The organism is Leptolyngbya sp. AN10 (assembly GCF_050565645.1).
Lineage (GTDB): Bacteria > Cyanobacteriota > Cyanobacteriia > Leptolyngbyales > Leptolyngbyaceae > Leptolyngbya.
In genome coordinates, this window is sequence record NZ_JBNXVP010000044.1 from 36083 (window position 1) to 54700 (window position 18618).

General features: G+C 48.2%; 21 protein-coding genes. 14 read left to right on the forward strand and 7 right to left on the reverse strand.

Features of this window, described 5'->3' with window-relative positions:
• Positions 1-315 precede the first annotated feature (315 nt).
• From ACQ4M5_RS34880 to ACQ4M5_RS34905, 6 genes are all read left to right on the forward strand, one after another.
• Positions 316-561 carry a helix-turn-helix domain-containing protein gene (locus ACQ4M5_RS34880; RefSeq protein WP_430680388.1) on the forward strand — a complete coding sequence of 82 codons (246 nt, stop codon included), beginning with the start codon at positions 316-318 and terminating at the stop codon, positions 559-561.
• Positions 562-694: 133 nt separating this feature from the next.
• Complete coding sequence (locus tag ACQ4M5_RS34885) at positions 695-3541, forward strand: PAS domain S-box protein (protein ID WP_430680389.1); 2847 nt, start codon at positions 695-697, stop codon at positions 3539-3541.
• Between the two features lie 151 nt (positions 3542-3692).
• Positions 3693-5432 carry a protein kinase domain-containing protein gene (locus ACQ4M5_RS34890; protein WP_430680390.1) on the forward strand — a complete coding sequence of 580 codons (1740 nt, stop codon included), beginning with the start codon at positions 3693-3695 and terminating at the stop codon, positions 5430-5432.
• An 18-nt stretch (positions 5433-5450) separates the two neighbouring features.
• On the forward strand, positions 5451-6260 hold the full coding sequence (locus ACQ4M5_RS34895; protein ID WP_430680391.1) for a D-alanyl-D-alanine carboxypeptidase family protein: 810 nt from the start codon (positions 5451-5453) through the stop codon (positions 6258-6260).
• Between the two features lie 69 nt (positions 6261-6329).
• Positions 6330-6830 carry a DUF1622 domain-containing protein gene (locus tag ACQ4M5_RS34900; protein ID WP_430680392.1) on the forward strand — a complete coding sequence of 167 codons (501 nt, stop codon included), beginning with the start codon at positions 6330-6332 and terminating at the stop codon, positions 6828-6830.
• Positions 6830-7342, forward strand: coding sequence for an HPP family protein (locus ACQ4M5_RS34905; RefSeq protein WP_430680393.1), 513 nt, complete (start codon positions 6830-6832; stop codon positions 7340-7342). Before ACQ4M5_RS34900 ends, ACQ4M5_RS34905 begins: the two co-directional genes overlap by 1 nt.
• 49 nt (positions 7343-7391) lie before the next feature.
• Here ACQ4M5_RS34905 and ACQ4M5_RS34910 read toward each other — a convergent pair whose 3' ends face one another.
• Positions 7392-9032 carry an HD domain-containing protein gene (locus tag ACQ4M5_RS34910; protein WP_430680394.1) on the reverse strand — a complete coding sequence of 547 codons (1641 nt, stop codon included), beginning with the start codon at positions 9030-9032 and terminating at the stop codon, positions 7392-7394.
• Between the two features lie 153 nt (positions 9033-9185).
• On the opposite strand from ACQ4M5_RS34910, the gene ACQ4M5_RS34915 reads away from it, so the two are divergent.
• The gene (locus tag ACQ4M5_RS34915) at positions 9186-10085 is read left to right on the forward strand and encodes a 4-hydroxybenzoate solanesyltransferase (protein ID WP_430680395.1); all 900 of its coding nucleotides are present in this window, start codon (positions 9186-9188) and stop codon (positions 10083-10085) included.
• Here ACQ4M5_RS34915 and ACQ4M5_RS34920 read toward each other — a convergent pair.
• From ACQ4M5_RS34920 to ACQ4M5_RS34935, 4 genes are all read right to left on the reverse strand, one after another.
• Positions 10082-10708, reverse strand: a complete 627-nt coding sequence (locus ACQ4M5_RS34920; protein ID WP_430680396.1) for a DUF6391 domain-containing protein — start codon at positions 10706-10708, stop codon at positions 10082-10084. The genes ACQ4M5_RS34915 and ACQ4M5_RS34920 overlap by 4 nt on opposite strands.
• A 99-nt stretch (positions 10709-10807) precedes the next feature.
• Positions 10808-11584 carry a hypothetical protein gene (locus ACQ4M5_RS34925; RefSeq protein ID WP_430680397.1) on the reverse strand — a complete coding sequence of 259 codons (777 nt, stop codon included), beginning with the start codon at positions 11582-11584 and terminating at the stop codon, positions 10808-10810.
• Positions 11585-11747: 163 nt separating this feature from the next.
• Positions 11748-12521, reverse strand: coding sequence for an RNA polymerase sigma factor SigF (locus tag ACQ4M5_RS34930; protein WP_430680398.1), 774 nt, complete (start codon positions 12519-12521; stop codon positions 11748-11750).
• A 340-nt stretch (positions 12522-12861) separates the two neighbouring features.
• The gene (locus ACQ4M5_RS34935; RefSeq protein WP_430680399.1) at positions 12862-13686 is read right to left on the reverse strand and encodes a photosystem II manganese-stabilizing polypeptide; all 825 of its coding nucleotides are present in this window, start codon (positions 13684-13686) and stop codon (positions 12862-12864) included.
• 241 nt (positions 13687-13927) lie between these two features.
• Here ACQ4M5_RS34935 and ACQ4M5_RS34940 point away from each other — a divergent pair, with 241 nt between their 5' ends.
• Positions 13928-14278, forward strand: coding sequence for a hypothetical protein (locus ACQ4M5_RS34940; protein ID WP_430680400.1), 351 nt, complete (start codon positions 13928-13930; stop codon positions 14276-14278).
• A gap of 67 nt (positions 14279-14345) precedes the next feature.
• On the opposite strand, the gene psbM is transcribed toward ACQ4M5_RS34940, so the two are convergent.
• On the reverse strand, positions 14346-14459 hold the full coding sequence (psbM, locus tag ACQ4M5_RS34945) for a photosystem II reaction center protein PsbM (RefSeq protein WP_068383879.1): 114 nt from the start codon (positions 14457-14459) through the stop codon (positions 14346-14348).
• A 47-nt stretch (positions 14460-14506) separates the two neighbouring features.
• Positions 14507-14884: a 2Fe-2S iron-sulfur cluster-binding protein gene (locus tag ACQ4M5_RS34950; protein ID WP_430680401.1), complete on the reverse strand. Its 378-nt coding sequence runs from the start codon at positions 14882-14884 to the stop codon at positions 14507-14509.
• Positions 14885-15238: 354 nt separating this feature from the next.
• On the opposite strand from ACQ4M5_RS34950, the gene psbB reads away from it, so the two are divergent.
• The 6 genes from psbB (at position 15239) to ACQ4M5_RS34980 (ending at position 18485) form a co-directional block, all read left to right on the forward strand.
• Positions 15239-16771 (forward strand): photosystem II chlorophyll-binding protein CP47, encoded by a 1533-nt coding sequence (psbB, locus tag ACQ4M5_RS34955; RefSeq protein WP_430680402.1) that lies wholly within the window; start codon positions 15239-15241, stop codon positions 16769-16771.
• A gap of 64 nt (positions 16772-16835) precedes the next feature.
• Complete coding sequence (locus ACQ4M5_RS34960) at positions 16836-16931, forward strand: photosystem II reaction center protein T (protein WP_068383882.1); 96 nt, start codon at positions 16836-16838, stop codon at positions 16929-16931.
• Between the two features lie 97 nt (positions 16932-17028).
• Positions 17029-17229, forward strand: a complete 201-nt coding sequence (locus ACQ4M5_RS34965; RefSeq protein WP_430680403.1) for a hypothetical protein — start codon at positions 17029-17031, stop codon at positions 17227-17229.
• Between the two features lie 33 nt (positions 17230-17262).
• Entirely contained in the window at positions 17263-17835 is a 573-nt protein-coding gene (locus ACQ4M5_RS34970; RefSeq protein WP_430680404.1) for an N-acetyltransferase family protein, read from the forward strand.
• Between the two features lie 51 nt (positions 17836-17886).
• The gene (locus tag ACQ4M5_RS34975) at positions 17887-18117 is read left to right on the forward strand and encodes a DUF433 domain-containing protein (protein WP_430680405.1); all 231 of its coding nucleotides are present in this window, start codon (positions 17887-17889) and stop codon (positions 18115-18117) included.
• A gap of 14 nt (positions 18118-18131) precedes the next feature.
• A complete protein-coding gene (locus ACQ4M5_RS34980) occupies positions 18132-18485 on the forward strand; it encodes a DUF5615 family PIN-like protein (protein ID WP_430680406.1) in 354 nt (117 codons plus the stop codon).
• Positions 18486-18618 lie beyond the last annotated feature (133 nt).

Here is an 18618-nt window from a genome sequence, read left to right on the forward strand (position 1 = left end):
GGGGGCTTTCTAGAGGTGTCCTAACTAAAGTAGGTACTGCTATAGCGATCCTATTTGAGTCGTAAACATTAGAAAGAGTGGGGGGTAGGGAGTAGGGAGTCAAAACGGGAGCAACACCCCACTCCCCACTTCTTCGCAACTATCCCTACTTCACAACTCACTTAGGATTGCTATATATATTAATTACATCAAATTTATCGCCTGATCAGTAAATCCCTCGCTCGGTTGAAACGATCTCCCTCGATCGGTAGACCTGAGTGTTATAACACCTGAGCTATTTTGTTAAGTATTCTTAATCCTCTTGTGATTCTTCTTGTGGCAAAAGAGCACCTTTCCGCGCTAATCATCGACCTTCGACAGCGATTGGGAATTTCTCAGGAAAAACTCGCCGCACAGCTTGGAGTGTCATTTCAAACGATTAACCGTTGGGAAAATCAGCGGGTTAAACCCTCTGCAATGGCAGAGCAGTTAATCAAACAACGCCTGTCACAAATGGGAGAACAAGGAAAAGAATTGCTCGACAAATACTATTCGGAGTCTAGCTCTAGCTCTAACTTATAGTTATTTTCGTCTTGGTTCAGTTGAATTTTAGAGTGCGAGGCTCATCCCTCATCGCTCACCCCATCCTCTCTATTCAACCGTTAATCGGTTTGCTGATGTTAACTGGTCAGTTCTTTCCTCGGTTGTTTCTGCTATGTCTGAGCATATCCATCCCTCTCTCAATGGTCATTCCTCGATAAATAGTTCACCAAAGAGCAATTTGGCTGACCCTCACTCGATCGAGAGTGGAGCCGTATCCGCTGTAGGAATGGTGCTACAACTTGCAGACGGACAGATCGCAGCCTGTAATGCCAATGCCGAACGCATGATGGGAATGAGCGCAGCAGAAATGACGGGATGGCGATCGACAAATCCAAACTGGCGAGTTGTGCGCGAGGATGGCTCCCCTTTTCCTGGGCATGAGCATCCCGCAATGGTCGCTCTCACCACCGGAAAGCCCTGTCGCGATGTAATTATGGGCTTTTATCAACCCACTGGAGCTTTAGTATGGCTTCTACTCAATTCCCAACCTTTGTTCCAAGGTGACAGTAACCAACCTTATGCAGTCCTAACGACATTAACCGAAGTTCCCCAAGCGGACAGACCCAATCAATCTCGAATTTCGCAAAACGGAACTGCTACAAAACCTTCAACGCCTCCCTTCAAAGTTCAATCGGCTCTGGGCTTACTCGCAGCAGAAAATCAAGCCTTACGCGATCGAGAAGAACGATTGCGATTAGCACTAGAAGGAGCAGATTTAGGACTGTGGGACTATGATCTCGAAGCTCGACAATTTGTTTGGTCAAATCGCTGCAAAGTCTTGTTCGGAGTGCCCCTCAATGCGGTGATGTCCTACGATCGATTCCTGGAAGCTGTGCATTCAGAAGATCGCGATCGCATCAATGCAGAGATTCACCAAGTGATTCAAAGTTCAACCGACTACGATCTCGAAATTCGGTTGCAGCAGTCTGCCCCTGATCTTGATCACGCACCTCGCTGGATTCGGCTCAAAGGTAATGTCTATCGCAACTCAGACGGACAGCCTCATCGTATGGTCGGAATCGCGATCGACATTACACATCAGAAATGGACACAGCAGAATCTAGCTCAAAGCCAAGCTGAATTTGAAGCCTTTATGGATAACAGTCCAGCCCTTGCATTCATCAAAGACGATGACGGGCGCGTAGTGTATATGAATGCGATCGGTGAACGATTGTTTGATCAATTGCCGCTCAATAAAACCGATTTTGACTATCTGCCCAATGATATCGCGACTGAAATTTACGAGCACGATCGTCAAGTGTTGCAAACAGGCGAAACGATTCGTGTGATCGAAACGGCTCCCGATGTGAGTGGAGAATCTCGATCGTGGCTTGTGGTCAAGTTTCCGCTGCCAATGAGAGATGGGAAACGATTGCTCGGTGGAATGGGCATTGAAATCACAGAGCAGCGACAGGCAGAGGCTCAACTCCGAGATTCACAACAGTTTATTCAACAAATTGCCGATACGGTTCCTGGAATGCTCTATGTGTATGATGTGTTGGAGCGTCGCAATGTCTATATCAATCAGCGAGTTGAAGATATTCTGGGCTATTCACCTGCAACGATTCAAAGCTTCGGATCAGAGTTGTTCAACTATCTAATGCACCCAGACGATCTTGCAGGATTACCCCAACATTACGCGAAGTTCACAGTCTCACAACCTGGTACGGTGCATGAATATGAGTGCCGATTGCGAAACGCGGCGGGACAATGGCAATGGTTTCTTTGCCGAGATCTGGTGTTTCGCACAACGGAAGATGGACAACTTTGGCAACTGTTAGGATCGACTGAAGATATTACCGATCGCAAACGTATCGAAGAGCAATTACGCCACTCTGAAGATCGCTATCGCTGTTTAGCTGAGTGTATTCCTCAACTCATTTGGACAGCCGATACTGATGGCAACTTGAACGATATCAACCAACGCTGGTCAAACTACACTGGATTAACATTGGAACAAGCTCAAGGAGCCGGATGGATAGAGACACTGCACCCAGATGATGTTGGTGCTTTACTAGAGGCGTGGAAAACCGCACAGCAGCAACAATCGTTTTATCAAGCAGAAGCTCGAATGCGATCGACAACTGGAGAATATCGCTGGTTCTTAATCAAAGCGATGCCGATTCGAGATGATGACGGTCAGGTGCTAAAGTGGTACGGAACTGCAACTGATATTGAAGATCAAAAACAATTAGCTTTAGAACGTCTTCGCGCTTTAGAATTTGAGCATGCTGCAAGAACTGAAGCCGAAAAAGCGAATCGAACTAAAGATGAACTGTTAATGACGCTTTCTCATGAACTGCGAACTCCGCTGAATCCAATTCTAGGCTGGTGTCGCTTGCTGCAAACTCGCGAGTTTAGCCAAGAGCAATCACTTGAAGCGATCGCAACGATCGAGCGCAGTGCCCGAAGACAGTTGCAGCTTGTGAATGATCTGATCGATATGGCGAAATTGCTCAATGGTGCGATTCAACTCAAACCAGGACTTGTTGATCTCCCACTTCTGATTGAAAGTGCGATCGCGGCAATAAAACCAACGGCTCAAGCGAAAGGTATTCAGATTCAGCGATCGATTGATCCAGATCTTCGTGCCTTCCAAGGTGATCCCGCTCGACTACAGCAGATTGTATGGAATTTGCTCTCGAATGCAATCAAGTTCACGCCCGCAGGTGGAAAGGTAACAGTGCAGTTAGATCGAACCGAACACGCACTCCGTCTTCAAGTCAGTGATACGGGTGCAGGCATTGATACCACTGTCTTGCCTTATATTTTCGAGCGATTCCGTCAATCGGATTCGTCGAGCACTCGAAACTATGGCGGATTGGGATTAGGTTTAACGATCGTGCGTTATCTGGTGGAATTGCACGGTGGCACGATCGAAGCGAAGAGCTTAGGACGCGATCGAGGTGCAACTTTTACAATCGAACTTCCTTGGCAAGAAATACTCTCCGATCGTTGAGAAAAGCTGAAGAGTTGCAGAAATCGAATCAAGCATGAGGACAATGGAGACATCGATCGTGTCTCAAATTTATCGATCGATTCAGAAATGAGTGCATCGAACTGTGTAGATCCCCCTACACCATCTATTCTCCTGCTCTTGATTCACTGAGATGATTCACCAAACGCCCTCCAGCCTGCTCAACCATCGTTACAAAGTTCTTGGTCTCTTAGGCGACGGAGGCTTTGGTAAAACCTTTTTGGTCGAAGATACGCATCTTCCCTCGAATCGTCGCTGTGTCGTAAAACAACTCAAACCGATTCACGAGAATCCCCAAATTCACCAAATCGTCAAAGACCGCTTTCAACGCGAAGCCGCAATCTTGGAACGCTTGGGTGAAAGTCATGAGCAAATTCCAAAGCTGTATGCGTACTTCTCCGAAGATGAGCAATTCTATTTAGTTGAAGAATGGGTTGAAGGAGATACGCTCACTCAGAAAGTTCAGAACGAAGGTGTCCAATCCGAAGCAACTGTTAGATCAATTCTGATGCACCTGTTACCCACGATCGCGTATGTGCATCGTCAGCAAATTGTTCACCGCGATATCAAGCCTGACAATGTGATTCTACGGCGGCGAGATGGTCAGCCTGTCTTGATTGACTTTGGTGCTGTGAAAGAATCGATGAGTACGATCGTCAATAGTCAAGGCAATAGTACAAACTCGATCGTCGTTGGAACACCTGGATATATGCCTGCGGAACAGTTAGCAGGTCGTCCGCTCTTTTCCAGTGACATCTACAGCTTAGGAATGACTGCAATTTACTTACTTACAGGCAGAATTCCACAGCAGCTTGACACCAATCCAATGAGCGGAGAACTAAGCTGGCAACACTACGCACCATCAATCAGCCCAGGATTTGCTGCAATTCTCAATAAAGCAGTACAGATGAGCGCTCATCTAAGATTTAGCACTGCGGCAGAAATGTTGTCGGCTCTACAAGTTCCCGCGATCGCAGAAACCATTCCTCCATCTTTCGCGCCAGAGATCACTTCTCCTCCAATTCCACAAACTGCTTCAGACATTCACACTCAGGCAGTCGCGCCCCCATCGACGTTACCTCCTCAACCTGTCTCCGTTGCGGCAGCATCTTCTGGAGAATGGAAACGCTCAGTGATGATTGGCTGCATTATCGGATTAAGTATCTTAGGTGGTGCGTTCATGTTGCGATCGCAAACCTTCGGAAGCTCGATCGCCTCAAATCCTACACCTACCAGTTCTCCTTCTCCAAATCCCCCAACCACACAAACCAAAGATAGTCCATCGACTCCACCAACCACTCAATCCAATCAGACTCCACCCAGCGATCCAACTCCTGCACCAGTACAGCCTCAAGTTCCATCTGCTTCAGACGGCAATCAAAACGGAGATAGCAATGCGGCTGTCATCGACAAAGATAGTTCAACCAATGTTCGATCGGGTGCAGGCACGAACTATCCGGTCACTTATACGGCTCGATCGGGCGATCGCGTTCAGATTTCCGACAGCGCTCTCGATTCCGGTGGCTATCGCTGGTACAACGTGCGATTTGCGAAATCGGGTGCGACAGGTTGGGTTGCTTCTCAATTGCTCAAACTTGATCCGATCGCTCAACCCGATCCACCTCAACCCCAGAAGCCGCAACCCACTCAAACCGACGATACCAATGCAATCTTAATCGGTGAAGCTGGCAGCAAAAATATTCGCAATGGACCGGGCACAAAATTCGCAACCGTTCACATGGCGTACCCAGGCGATCGCGTTCGAGTACTAGATTCGGCGCAAGATTCTGGCGGCTTCACCTGGTACAAGGTCTACTTCCCCAAATCCGGTGCAGACGGTTGGATTGCAGCACAGTTGATTAAGATAGATTGATGTCGATCGGAGCCGTGCATGAAAATCAGAGTTAGTTCTGCTCAACTCCGCAGTATTGCAATCGCGATCGTCACTGCCACGATCGTGATTGGATTAGGCTGGGCAATGCAATTTCCAGAGAGTTCTGTCACTCAATCGTCTACAGGAGTGCCTGTCTCGACCTCTCCCTCTTCTACTCCAACGCTCACCACTCCGAAACCGCTGCCTACAATTTCTGCCTCTCCCTCGGTTTCCCCGATCGCGTCTCCCAGTCCATCCGCTACCCCGATCGCAAAATCATCTCCAGTAGCAAAGACTTTGTATGGACACTTGCCCTATCAAGAAGATGATCCGAGTCGATTAGTCTCGATCGGGAAGTATGTGCGTGGCTCTTATGAGCGTGCTGAATCTCTAGATATTGAAGCAGCAAACGCCTTTCAGCAAATGGTCGCAGCCGCACAATTTCAGGGTGTTCTGTTAATGCCAATTTCAGGGTTTCGGACAATCGCAGATCAAAAAGAATTGTTCGATCGACAAACTGAACGGCGTGGAAGTGCAGAAGCAGCCGCACGATTAAGTGCGCCACCTGGACACAGTGAACATCACACCGGATATGCGATCGATATTGCCGATCAACAACAGCCCGATGCGGATTTGAAATACAGTTTTGAACAAACCAAAGCCTATCAATGGTTGAATGCGAATGCCTATCGCTACGGGTTTGAGCAATCATTCCCCAAAAATAACTGGCAAGGAGTGAGCAATGAACCGTGGCACTGGCGCTTTGTCGTGTCGCCTAGAGCTTCTCAAATTTTTGCGATCGCAAAAGGTGGCGATCTGGCGAATTAATCAATCGACAGAAAGAAGCAATCCGTTTTCTCACCTTCTACTGTGAAGCGTGTGGACGGGTAAAACACAATGAACTGGGAAAAAAGAAAGTCCGCTCCAGACTCGATCGCGAACCTGCTCTTACCATTGTCGCTGATTTTAGGGTTGGTGCTCTTGCTGAGTCTGAGTGCTGGACAAGGCTCAGTACAGGAAAATACGCCTCTGGAAACCTGGCTGAAAGTCATCGTTGATTATTTAGCAGCAGCGGCGGAAATTGCAGCCGCGATCGTCATTGGTGTGGCTGTGGTTCGCGGCATTCTTAATTATGCTCGACAGTTATTTTCCCGCAGACATCACATCGATTCCACTGAGTCGATCCGATTACAACTCGGTCGAGTGCTGGCACTGGGATTAGAGTTTACTGTTGCCAGTGATATTCTGCGAACGGTAATCGCTCCAACTCGCCAAGACATTGTAAATCTGGGTGCGCTTGTTCTTTTACGAACCTTGTTGAACTACTTTCTTGAGCGTGAGATTCAACAAGTCGAACAAAGTCGGATGGCAGAGCAAACCCCACAACCGAGGATGTAATGAGCCAGGACCGTAAAAGCTTAAAGCCGATCGAGGGTGCGAATCGATCGCTTCGACGCAGATTGGGACTCAAAGGAGAACTCTTACTGGCAACGGCTCCCACGCTTGTTGTACTCTGCGTCCTGGCTCTAGTGGAAGCTCTGAGTCGGCAACGGTTACTGTTTGCTTCTCTCGCGGCGAGTGCCTTTCTGATCTATCTTGATCCGCAACACGGTACGAATTCCGTCCGAACTTTAGTGTCCGCCCAAATGATGGCAGCCATCCTGGGCTGGTTAACCTTTACGGTGTTTGGGGCAGGATACGTTGCGGCTGGCAGTGCGATGATTGCCACGATCGTATTAATGATCGTGTTAGATATCATGCACCCGCCCGCAGTTGCCACTTCACTCAGCTTTGCCCTCAGAGCAGGCGATGATAATAATCTGATTTTATTTGCATTAGCAGTTGTAATTACTGCTGTATTGGTTGGTTTAGAGCGATTAGCGTTATGGCTGATTGCTCGGCTGAACTAATCATCGACCTGATCTATCAGAGCAAAGTCTACAAACTTGCAAACCTTTCTCAAACCAAAACGGGTGTAAGTTTTACCCCATATCCCGCTTCAAAGCTCTCCTTTTTCACTTCTAAACTCCAAAGCTCTAACTCACAAGGATCATTTGGATGCTTGGGATGAATCAACAATCGCATCTCTTTCGGTTCCAAACTGAACTGACAGTCGATCGATTGAATTGCCCCGATTTGACGACGATCAAGCGCAACGGCTAACCGTAACAATGGATGAAGTTCTTCCACGACTCGACGATGCCGCTTGCTGGTCAAATTCCGATAGGTATCATGCCGTTTCTTCGGTGCATTTTTCCGATGATAGCGAGCTAGATTCGCGATCGTTTCAATTTCCATCTCGGTAAATCCAAGCAGTTCCGCATGTCGAATCAGATAGTAAGAATGCTTGTGATGTGAAGAATGTCCGACATGATGCCCAGAGTTATGCAAAATCGCTGCTGCCCAAAGTAGTATCCGCTCTTCATCTCCCCAAGCGTGTAATTTACCTTGAGTTTGGTCAAACAAACTGAGCGCGAATTCTGCCACTCGCTGACTATGCTCTAAGTTCACTTGATACTTTTGAGCCGTTTTGATCACATTGCGTTCCCGCACTGATCCTTGATACCGCAATCGATCTTCGATCAATCCATGCGAAACCATCCAATCGACGATCACGCCTTCACGCAGCGATCGTTCACAGATGACGATCGATTCCGCTTTCAATTGCGTCATCACTTCCTGCAAAATCAGCGCACCCGCCAGAATAATTTCTGCTCGTCGCTCTGACAATCCCGGAACCGCTAATCGCTCTGCTAAATTCATTCTCCGCAGACGATTCACCCATTCTTTTAGATCCTTCAGCGACAGTTCACAGCCATTCAGCGGGACTGGAACCGTTCCCAATTTTTCACGAGCATTCAGCGCCACCAAAGTTTCGATCGTTCCCGATGTTCCCACCAGTCGCGGCTGTTCTCCTGGTTGCAAATGGGTCTGAAGTTCATCGATCGATCTCTCCATCATGCCGCGAATATAAGCCTGAAGTCCGCCAAACTCGATCGAGCTAATTGGATCAGTCGTGACTTGTTCAGCCGTCAATCGAACCGCTCCCACTTTCGTACTGCTCAGAGTTCGCGGCTCATGTCCATCTCCTAAAATCAATTCCGTCGAGCCGCCGCCAATATCGACGATCACGTGCGGCTGATTGTTAAAATTCATCCCCGACAGCACACCGAGATAAATCCGACGCGCTTCCTCGGCTCCAGAGATCAAATTCACCCACAGCCCCAGTTCATCTTCGATCCGCTGCAAAAATGCCTGTCCATTCGGAGCTTCACGAACCGCACTGGTCGCCACTGCGATCGTTTGTTCCGCGTTCACACTTTTCGCGACTTCCTGACAGCGCCTCAAAGCAACCATCGCTCGATCCATCGCTTCAGCGGACAATTCGCCCGTTTTCTTACAAAAATCGCCTAATCGGACTGTTGCCTTTTCGCGTCCCACGATCGTAAATGCGGGAATGTGCGGCTGAATTCGGGCGATTACCATGTGAATCGAATTCGTTCCCACATCGATCGCGGCAAGAATACGATCGCGATCAGTGGGAACAGGGGGAAGCATAACCGAGCTTTCTTCAGGCGGTTTTGAAAGAGACTTTACCATGACGTACTGCGATCGAAGAGATGGACGAGTGCGAGGGAACAGCGAACAAGAGTGTTTCTAAACTAAGGTTCTACCGCAATTCCTGAGCAATTCAGCGGATTTTTGGTCAAGAACCGCGCTAAGTTCTTCTTATAGACTTGCGATCGAATGTGTATGTGGACTCAGCCGAACCCCTCTTCAGAACCGACATGGCTCATCATTGCGCGATTGTTGCGCTGGCATAAACCCGAAGGACGACTCATTTTAATGATTCCAGCGCTGTGGGCTGTGTTCCTGGCATCAGGAGGAACGCCGCCTTGGTTATTGGTAGTCATCATTATTTTAGGCACGTTAGCGACGAGTGCGGCGGGTTGTGTAGCAAATGATTTATGGGATCGCAATATTGACCCGCATGTGGAACGAACCCGCGATCGTCCTTTGGCATCGAGAGCGCTTTCTGTCAAAGTCGGAATCGTGGTTGGCATTGTTTCGCTCCTCTGTGCGGCAGGATTAGCGCTATTTTTGAATCCGCTCACATTCTGGCTCTGTGTGGCAGCCGTTCCAGTAATTTTGCTATATCCCGCTGCGAAACGAGTTTTTCCTGTACCACAATTAGTTTTGTCGATCGCTTGGGGGTTCGCCGTTCTAATTAGTTGGAGTGCCGTCAGTTGTAACACGACCTCAAATGCTTCTTGTCTGCCTCAAGCAATGTGGCTCCTCTGGGGTGCAACATTGCTCTGGACATTAGGATTTGACACCGTTTATGCCATGTCAGATCGCGAAGATGATAAACGGATCGGCGTAAAATCGAGCGCATTATTCTTCGGACGATATGCGCCTTATGCGATCGCTGCTTTCTATGTCGGGACGGTTCTGATTCTGGCAAAACTCGGAATCGTCATGCAGTTAAATATTTGGTATTGGGGCGCTTTGGGGTTAAGTACGATCGTTTGGGCATGGCAATCTTATAAATTAGCTCAACCTACGATTCCAATTCCTTTCTACGCTTTCAGCTTCAAGCAAAACGTTTGGATTGGATTTCTTTTACTCGCTGGAATGATTGTGGGAAGCTAATCGATCCATTCAGTTTGAACGAAATGTGCGGGACGACCCCAAGAATCTTGAACGATCGATACGTCTCGCACTCTGAGATTAAACGGAATCGAAGTCGTTACATACTGCTGTACGAATCGTCCTAATTCGGGTGCGAGTTGAGAAGCCGTGGTTGCGGCAACTCCCAATCCAACCAATTGTTCGATCGGGTTCCGCGGCAAAATCAAATGAATTCCAAACGCGATCGAGGCAGTCAGCAACATTCCGACTGACAGGTTCGTGCCACAGCGCGGATGCACTGCCAAATTCCATTCCCCAGTCGTAATCCGTTCTAAAGCCTGATTCACAGCCCGTTTTACTTCAGCCGTATTCGCTTGCCCATACAAATAGAAGCCTTGTTCTGTCGAGAGTCCACCCAAACCGCTGTTATCTTTCCACTCAGGCGGCGCAATTCTACGATCGGGCAATCCACTCAGAATCCAAACGGTTGCGTGTTCGAGTGCATGAACCTGCCTCACCGTCAGCATTTCCCGCACTCCCGGAATAAAGCCAATCTGCTGGAGCAACTCCGTATCCTGAGAAGCTTGAGGAATCGGCAACAAAGAATTCAAAAAAGTATCAAATTCAGAAACACTGGCAGTCATAACAACGCAACTTCGGGAAACCGCGCTAAAGGATAGTGTTTCAACTCTAGCGCCTGTCTCCCGAAGTTGTCTGAAGGCTGTTGCAAATTGTGACGAGTCTTAGCCGAAGAAATTGAGACTTGGCATCATTGCGGTTGGTGCGGGAGGTGCGCCCGGTGCAGTAGAAGGAGCCGCTGGACTACCAACCGCACGAGCCACTTCGACTCCATTCTGTTCCAGAATTACGATCGGGTCAGACCCACTATTCATCTCAATTCGCTTCACCAAAACTTGTCCGTTAGAAATCCGTTGTCCAACTTGCACATAGCGGCTAGTAGATTCATTCGGAGCTTGTACGATCGCTTGAGGAACACCGCCCACTACGATCACGCCTGTGACTTGAACCGCTTTCGCTAAAGTCGGATCGGGCAACGGTGGCAATGATTTAATTGGTGACTTCGGTTCTGGTTTTGGAGTGGTTCTCGGTTGAACGGGTTGCTCTGGAGTCTCAGGTCTTGCTTGTGGAGCAGGTGAGGATGATTGTCCTTCAGGCTGCACGATCGGAACCTTGAACGAAACGAGAGGGGGAACACTAGAGAACGGATCTTTTCCAGCGCTGATTCCCCGTTGAACTTGTCGTGCTCGTTCGTCTGGATTGGTCGATTGCAGCAAACCCGCAATTCGATTGCCTGAAGCCTTTTTCGTTGCGTCTTTAGCAGGAACCGTCGGTTTTGCGAAAGATTGAGCAGGGGTTGACGAGGTTGCCGCTGGAGAAGGGTTGGCTTCAGTCACAACCGTTTCTTCACCGACTGTACAGCCACTCATCCAAAGCATTAACGCCCCTGCACAGACCACTTTTGTACTCTGCGAAATTCGCTTCGTGAACCGCTTGCTCATGATCACTCCCAAAAATTCGACTCTTGACTTCGCCTCGATCGCTGTTCACAGTCCAAGTTTGAAATGACCCACAACAGAGAACGATCTAGGGTTAGTGTGCCCCGGTTAAATCGATTTGACGCTCTGAGAAAATTTTTGGGTGGATTTTCGGAGCCGTTTCAGATCAAGCTTCGCTACAGGTCATGATCGCTTGAAGTTTTTGCAGTCCTTTTTTCACTTGCCGAGAAACTGTAACCGCACTAATTCCTAGGCGTTCAGCAGTCTCTTTCTGAGTCAGATCATATAGAAAGACAAATTCCAAAACTTCACGAGTTCGGTGTTCCAATTGCACTAAAGCTTGCTGAAGTCGAATCTGATCTTCCTGTGCCAGTTGAAAGCTGCGATACCGAGAATCAGGAACCAAATCACCCAAAAACGCAGTTCCATCTTCGTCGCCAACCGGAGCATCCAAGCTGAGAAGCGCTCGATTCTGAGCCGAGAGCCGAATTTCTTGCCATTCCTCGATCGAGATTTCTAACGCCGCTGCAATTTCTGCATCACTCGGTGCTCTGCGGTTCTTCTCTTGAAACTCCCGAATAATCCAAACCGCTTGACGTTGAAGGGCTTGCCAACGACGTGGAATTCGTACCGACGGGCTTTTATCGCGGAGGTAGTGTTGAATTTCGCCCCTGATATACGGAATCGCAAACGAGCTAAAAGCGTGACCTTTCGACATATCAAAACGCTCGATCGCACGAATCAATCCGATCGATCCCACCTGAAGCAGATCATCGTAATTTTCCGTACACTGATTCACCCAGTGATGAGCTTCTTTTCTCACCAATCCGATATTCAATTCAACCAGTTGGTTTCGGACAGAAGCCGATCCCGACTTTTGATATTCGCGGAGAAGTTGCAACGTTTCGCTTTTTAAATCGCTGGAAACAAGGTTAGGCATGACGAAGTTCAGTAAGTGCTTAAGAAGATGTCAAACCCGATTTTTAGACTGCTTCTGAACAGAACTGTGATGGTAGAAATCACACTCAGAAAGCGATCGGACTTCGGAGAACAAAAGACAGAATTTCTGCTCACTTCTTAGTGACAAATTAAACTTATTTCCTGTACTGAAAGCATTCAACTGCATTTCCACGGAACGTTGACTCGCGGTGATTTCGGTCACTTTTAGGACTGATTTCAAAGAATTTTAATAAAAAGTTTTTTCCAATAAAAAAGGGGCATGTCGCCCCAAATCGTGAATATTTCGAGAACTGATCGATTTTACGATCGCTCAATTCAAACTAAGCGTTCGGTGCAACTCGCGCATAGAACAAGCCGCGAATCTTCACGTCGCTTGCCTCACGAGATCCCATATCGGTTTCGGAAGGCTGTTCACTTTCAAACGTGCCTGCGATTTCACCCGATGTGCTGTCAATCTTCGCGACTTGCAGCGAGATCGTTCCTTTATCAAGCTGGAATCGCTTGACGTTTTCTTTCTTCAGTTCTTCTGAATCTGCCGAAGCTGGAAGTGCAACCGCATTATCATACCCGGTGGTCAAACCGCGACCTTTCGGATCGAGGAAGTTAGAAGTCCGATAAGACGGAACGCGGAATTGTCCGATGAAGTCGGTCGAAGTGTTGATGCTGGTCGAACCGGGAGCGGTGGTTGCCTCCAATCCTTTAATCGTGAATAAGAACGGAACTCGTTCGCCACCTGGTAATTGAACGGTGATTGCTTGGAAGTCAAGACCGTCTTCTTCTTTGAAGGTCAAGCTACCATCGCTGTTCGCCGTCAAAGTTCCCGAAACCGCATCGATCGACGATGTGTAGCGGGTCATCACTTTAGCGGGGACGAATTCAGCTTCCCGACGCTTGTTCGCGGATTCTTCTTTCACGAAGTAAGTGGTCGGCTGGAGGCACAATCCAGTGATCGAATAGGTTTTGCCGTTTTCGATCGCGATCGAGCCGCGAGATGTTTCCTCAATTTGGGGGCAGCTATTGGCTAAACCTGTCCCACGAATCTGCTCATACGTGAGTCCTTCCGCACTCTGCGCGGGTTCACTACAAGCAGTTAAAACACTCAGGCAGAACGCCAGCAGTGTCACAAAGAATGCGCGATACCTCATGGTCAACCTCAAAGTAATGTAAAAATTCTGTCAGGGTGTTTTGTCACTGCTGTACAGATCTCGTCGAGTTTCTATAAATTCTGGTTTGGTTCTGATCGAACCTCTCATAGCATTTTACAGATATTAGTAAACATTTTAAGAATCGAGGTTAGAGAACTCTTTTACAGTAGGTTCGGCAACGGTTGAGTTTGCCAAAACGCGATACGGTATTAAAGCTTTGGGGCGTATGAGGAGCGGTGGTATGGATGATGATGCAATGCTGAGAGACTATACGAAGAGCGCAACCGATGAAATTACGCTGAAATCGCCAGAGCTAGAGGAGTTGGCTCGATCCATAAGGGCGATCGCACAACAATCCACAGGCGATGGAATGGCACTTTTAGCGTTGTTGAGAGTGCTCGAAATTCTGCATCGCGAAATCCGCGAAGGATTGTTTCAAGAGTCACTTCCAACCAATCGCCAAGCTCTTTATGCGCTGTTAAGAGATATTGAAGCGACGGGAGGATGGCCTTATATCCATCGAATGCGGCTTCAGGAGTTTTTAAGAAACATGCTTGAACAGGAGGACACGCATTCGGAACCTGAGCAATAGCTTCTCAAGCAAAAAACGCCGAAGACAAAAATCCTCAGCGTTTTCTGAACGAAATTGTAAAGTTTTACTACTCGTCTTTGGTTTGGCGGCTGGCAGTTTGGATATAGAGAATCAGCAGAAACACGCTTGGCACAAGCACAAACAAAATCGACGCAATAAATCCCAAATCATTAACTTGCATAGAGCCAGTCCCCTTCTAAACTCGGCATCAACCCTTTTAGAATACCACTAAGGTTTGGTCTTAACGCTGACTGGGCCGTTCACTAATGCTTGACAGGCGAGGCGATAGGAAGCAGGTTTTTTCTTCAGTTTCCGCTCTTCAAAGGCGGTACGGGGCGAAAGATTTTCCATGCCTTCCGTGACTTCTACAATGCAAGTGCCGCACTGACCAGAGCCGCCGCAATTCATTAATTTGCCGCCAAATGTGTAGAGATCGACTTGATTCTCGATCGCTTTAATCCGCAAATTTGCCCCTTGTGCCGCGACCACTTCTTTGCCTTCTTTCACAAAATTGATCGAGGCAGACTGGAACGCGGGTTTGGGCGCTTGTACGACTACTTCTTCAAGGGGTTCAACAGATTGGAGATCAGTGTCTGCGGGTTGCATAGTCCATGCCTCACGGAAGTGAATTGAGTGATAAAAGTCCTTTCTTTAGTTGTACCTCATTTTGTCAGACAATTAAGAATCGTTAAGAAGTGAAACGTAAGTAAGAGGCGGAATTTCAGACGATCGCGATTCGCTTGCAATCGCTTCTAACACTGGTTACACTTCTTTATACACTTTCATTTTTTATGAATCCCTTGTCACAGTCACGATTCAACGTTCTAAACAGCGGCGGGATCGTTGAAACGGCGGGGTTACGGGATGCCTTGTCTGGTAAAGTTACCAGTATTAGGCACTTTAACAAAAGGCTGAAAGAAGCGTTGCAGTAGACGTAATTTAGAGGAGGAGAGTAGTCAAATGGGACTACCCTGGTACCGCGTACACACAGTCCTAGTGAATGATCCGGGACGGTTGATCGCCACCCACCTGATGCACACCGCACTCGTCGCAGGTTGGGCGGGATCAATGGCGCTTTATGAGCTTGCGATTTTTGATCCAAGCGATCCAGTTTTAAACCCCATGTGGAGACAAGGGATGTTCGTGCTGCCGTTTATGGCGCGGCTCGGAGTCACTTCTTCCTGGGGTGGTTGGAGCGTTACGGGTGAAACCGTGACCGATCCGGGCTTCTGGTCGTTTGAGGGCGTTGCGGCTGCCCACATCGTTTTATCGGGCTTGCTGTTCTTAGCAGCTTGCTGGCATTGGGTTTATTGGGATTTGGAACTTTTCCGCGATCCGCGTACAGGAGAACCTGCACTCGACTTGCCGAAAATGTTTGGAATTCACTTGTTCTTGTCTGGTTTACTTTGTTTCGGATTTGGTGCATTCCACTTGACTGGATTGTTTGGTCCGGGAATGTGGGTGTCGGATGCCTATGGGGTGACAGGGCACGTTCAGCCTGTTGCACCAGAATGGGGTCCGGCTGGATTTAACCCATTCAATCCGGGTGGAGTCGTCGCGCACCACATTGCAGCAGGAATTGTCGGCATTATTGCGGGCTTGTTCCACCTCAGTGTTCGTCCGCCTGAGCGTCTCTATCGTGCGCTGAGAATGGGGAACATCGAAACCGTGTTGTCGAGCAGTATTGCAGCCGTGTTCTTTGCGGCGTTTATCGTTGCAGGAACCATGTGGTACGGCAACGCAACCACCCCGATCGAGCTTTTCGGACCGACCCGCTATCAGTGGGATAGCAGCTACTTCCGTCAAGAAATCGATCGACGAGTGCAAAATGCGGTGGCTGATGGTGCAAGCCTGTCACAAGCGTATAACCAAATTCCTGACAAACTGGCGTTCTATGATTACGTCGGCAACAGCCCCGCAAAAGGTGGTTTGTTCCGTACTGGTCAGATGAACAAGGGTGATGGAATCGCTCAAACTTGGCTCGGTCATCCGGTGTTCAAGGATGGCGAAGGTCGCGAATTGTTTGTCCGTCGCTTGCCGAACTTCTTCGAGAACTTCCCAGTGGTTCTGCAAGATAGCGATGGCGTGATTCGGGCTGACATTCCGTTCCGTAAAGCTGAATCGAAATACAGCTTTGAACAAGCTGGTGTTACGGCAAGCTTCTACGGCGGTAAGTTAGATGGTCAAGTGATCAGCGATCCGGCATTGGTCAAACGCTATGCGCGTGCGGCTCAATTGGGCGAACCGTTTGAATTCGATCGTGAAACTCTAAATTCGGATGGTGTATTCCGCACCAGCCCACGTGGATGGTTCACGTTCGGTCACGCAGTGTTTGCGCTGTTGTTCTTCTTTGGTCATATCTGGCACGGTTCGAGAACTATCTTCCGGGATGTGTTCGCTGGGGTTGACCCGGATCTGTCAGAAGAACAAGTCGAATGGGGACGCTTTGCGAAGGTGGGTGACAAATCCACGCTTCAAAGAACCGAGGCGTAAATGGCTTTTATGGGTCTAGGCAAGGGTCTAGACCCAATCCAACTCTTTATTTTGGGACACCATCATGGAAGCTGTAGCATATATTCTGATTTTGGCTTTGGCGATCGGCGTTCTGTTTTTTGCGATCGCATTTCGCGAACCGCCGAGAATTGGTAAATAATTCAAGATTCCGATAAGACCCGCTTCATTCCGAGGCGGGTTCTTTTTTATGCGATCGCTTCAGGATATGATGCTCGTTAACTAAATTTTGGTGTGAGATGAAAAAACGAGCGAGTCTAGTTCTGATGGTTGGAGCAAGTCTGACTGTTATTTTTGGTGCAACCGCAAACGAGGCTCGAATCATTGAAGGAGTGCCATCCACGATTCGATCGACAGATTGGCGATTTCAAAAGCTGAAGTCGATCGCCCTAAAGTCAGTGTCTCATCTTCATTTTCTGCGACAGTTTCAGACAAGCTGATTTAGGATGTGAATGTTGGGTTAATCGGTGCTTGTGAGCGTTTCTTCGCGTCAGACAGATTTTTCGAGTCCTACTCGATATCGAATTCGGGAAGTGCAGCCTTCGGATTTGTACGAAATTGCGGGAATTTTAGTCGATAGTTTTCCGCTGTATCCGGCGTTTTTGCCGTGGCTGGCTCCGATTATTCGAGTCGGGATTCACGAAGATTTGCGGAGTCGGACGAGATTTCCAGCCCCGAATTATGTTTGCTTGGTTGCGATCGATACGAGCGATCGTTCTGAACGAATTGTCGGAACGGTTGAAATTGGGTTACGTACCTCGAACCCTTGGCAACCGAAAAATAATCAGTATGTGTATTTATCGAATCTGGCGGTGCGAGAAGATGTGAGACGGCAGGGAGTCGCGCAGCAATTGTTACTGGCGTGTGAACCGTATGTGCAGGAATGGGGTTATCGCAATATTTATCTGCACGTCTTGGAAACGAATGAAGCAGCGAAACGGCTTTATTTTAAGTTGGGGTATCGGTTAGAGGAAATTCAGCCGAGTTGGGATTGGTTTTTGGGACGACCGAGACGGATGTTTTTGAGAAAGGAAGTGAGTGGATGATTTGTTCACATAGACTACGATGCAAGGAATAGAACTCGATCGCACTTCATTATGCAATCTTTAAAGCGAATTACATTTAATCCCCAAGTCATGGGTGGAAAGCCTTGTATTCGAGGAATGCGTGTTACAGTCGGCACGGTAGTTGGATTAGTGGCTTCTGGGCGCTCAATTCCTGAAATTCTTAGAGCTTATCCGTATTTGGAAGAAGCGGACATTTATGAGGCTTTGATGTATGCGGCGTGGCGGGTAGAAGAAATGGAAGTTCCGCTGGAAACTGCATGAGGATCTTGATTGATATGAATCTATCGCCTGATTGGGTTGATGTTTTTGAACAGAATGGAATTGAAGCGGTTCACTGGTCAACTGTGGGTCATCCAGGTGAAATTGATCAAGTTATTTTAGCATGGGCGAAAGCTCGTCAATACATTGTATTTACTCACGATTTGGATTTTGGAACGTTATTGGCTGCAACTCAAGCGGATGCGCCAAGTGTAATTCAGGTTAGGACTCAAGATCCTCTTCCGTCCAGAATTTCTACGATCGTCTTATCAGCGTTGCAGCAATTTCAGCAGCAGCTTGAGGAGGGTGCGCTTGTGACAATTGATGCTGCGAAAGCCAAAGTGCGAGTCCTGCCAATCCTGCCATCTTAAACTTTTCACTCCCGGTTCGCCCATTTTTGAGCGAGGTCGTAAGATTGGGCTAAAGTTGGGCAATGAACCAACCTGTGAGCATTACAACTGAACGAGTAGACGACATTCCCTTGCTGCTCGCCCAACTAGAGCG